The sequence below is a fragment of the Bradyrhizobium sp. Kon10 genome (genome assembly GCF_055807395.1).
The window spans coordinates 1-349 of the sequence record NZ_JBVVOZ010000155.1 but is presented as its reverse complement, the minus strand read 5'-3'; the positions used below and the strand labels follow the sequence as shown (position 1 = coordinate 349).

Here is a 349-nt window from a genome sequence, read left to right as displayed (position 1 = left end):
CACCGATCTTAGGACGGACACATGTGTGGCGGATAACGGCTTCGGGTCATGGGCTTGAAGTGGCCAGTCCGCTCCCGTGAAGAGCCGCCACGGCGCTTACGCCATGATGGCCAAAGCGTCCGCGAAGAAGCTTTCGCCGCCGAAATTTCCGGATTTGAGAGCCAACACCATGTCGCCGTGGCGACTTCCGATACTGTGCAAGACGGGCACGCCCGCAACGATTTCCTGCCCGAGTCCAAATGCGGGAATTGCAAGCCGGTCGACCACCGCGCCGGATGTCTCTCCGCCCGCGACGATCAGCCGGCGCACGCCCCGTTCCACCAGGCCTTCGGCAATCGCCGCGAGGGAG

Annotated in this window: 1 protein-coding gene; it reads right to left on the bottom strand. The window is 63.6% G+C overall.

What is annotated here, in order from left to right; genetic code table 11:
* Positions 1–96: 96 nt before the first annotated feature.
* A partial coding sequence (locus AC0L2O_RS36505) for a nucleotide-binding domain containing protein (RefSeq protein WP_473373165.1) occupies positions 97–349 on the bottom strand: 253 nt, incomplete at its 5' end.